General features: G+C 53.5%; 1 protein-coding gene. It reads left to right on the top strand.

Features of this window, described 5'->3' with window-relative positions; translation table 11 throughout:
• Positions 1-1,534: hypothetical protein (locus tag HMPREF2571_RS09060; RefSeq protein ID WP_176745591.1), on the top strand; the 1,534-nt coding region annotated here is incomplete at both ends.

The following is a 1,534-nucleotide window of genomic DNA, read 5'->3' as shown; positions in this document are numbered from 1 at the left end:
GTCAACAAGCGCTAGCGAATCCGCAAGTACATCGGCATCAATGAGTGCATCGACAAGTGCGAGCGAATCCGCAAGTACGTCAGCGTCACAAAGTGCCTCAACAAGCGCTAGCGAGTCAGCAAGTACAAGTGCATCGATGAGCGCTTCAACAAGTGCGAGTGAATCAGCAAGTACAAGTGCGTCCATGAGCGCTTCAACAAGTGCATCAGAGTCAGCAAGTACGTCAGCATCGATGAGTGCTTCAACAAGCGCATCAGAGTCAGCAAGTACGTCAGCATCGATGAGTGCCTCAACGAGTGCGTCTGAATCGGCAAGTACCAGTGCTTCCATGAGTGCATCGACAAGTGCCAGCGAATCAGCAAGTACAAGTGCATCGCAAAGTGCCTCAACAAGCGCTAGCGAATCCGCAAGTACGTCTGCATCAATGAGTGCTTCAACGAGTGCGAGCGAGTCAGCAAGTACAAGTGCGTCCATGAGCGCCTCAACAAGTGCGTCTGAATCAGCAAGTACGTCCGCGTCGATGAGTGCGTCAACGAGTGCGAGCGAGTCCGCAAGTACGTCGGCCTCAATGAGCGCCTCAACAAGTGCAAGTGAGTCAGCAAGTACAAGTGCATCGATGAGCGCTTCAACAAGTGCGTCTGAATCCGCAAGTACAAGTGCTTCCATGAGTGCGTCAACAAGCGCTAGCGAATCCGCAAGTACGTCGGCCTCAATGAGCGCTTCAACGAGTGCGAGCGAGTCAGCAAGTACAAGTGCTTCCATGAGCGCTTCAACAAGTGCTTCAGAATCGGCAAGTACTTCAGCGTCGATGAGTGCGTCAACAAGCGCTAGCGAATCCGCAAGTACGTCGGCCTCAATGAGCGCTTCAACGAGTGCGAGCGAGTCAGCAAGTACATCTGCGTCAATGAGCGCCTCAACCAGTGCATCAGAATCAGCAAGTACGAGTGCCTCAATGAGTGCATCGACCAGCGCCAGCGAGTCAGCAAGTACGTCCGCGTCCATGAGCGCCTCAACAAGTGCGAGTGAATCTGCAAGTACGTCGGCTTCCATGAGTGCATCAACAAGTGCATCAGAATCGGCAAGTACGTCAGCCTCACAAAGTGCGTCAACCAGCGCCAGTGAATCTGCAAGCACCAGTGCGTCGATGAGTGCCTCAACGAGTGCGTCTGAATCGGCAAGTACGTCCGCGTCAATGAGTGCCTCAACGAGTGCTTCAGAATCAGCAATTACGTCGGCATCCATGAGTGCGTCAACCAGTGCCAGTGAGTCCGCAAGTACATCAGCGTCGCAAAGTGCGTCAACCAGCGCAAGTGAATCAGCAAGTACCAGTGCCTCACAGAGCTCTTCAACGAGTGCATCAGAGTCAGCAAGTACGTCAGCATCCATGAGCGCCTCAACAAGTGCCAGCGAATCAGCAAGTACATCTGCCTCAATGAGCGCATCGACAAGTGCGAGCGAGTCAGCAAGTACATCTGCCTCACAGAGTGCCTCAACGAGTGCGTCAGAATCAGCAAGTACGTCAGCGTCCATGAGC

This window comes from Streptococcus sp. HMSC068F04, assembly GCF_001837455.1.
Lineage (GTDB): Bacteria > Bacillota > Bacilli > Lactobacillales > Streptococcaceae > Streptococcus > Streptococcus salivarius_D.
The sequence above is the reverse complement of the archived record's forward strand: the minus strand, read 5'-3'. Positions and strand labels throughout refer to the sequence as shown.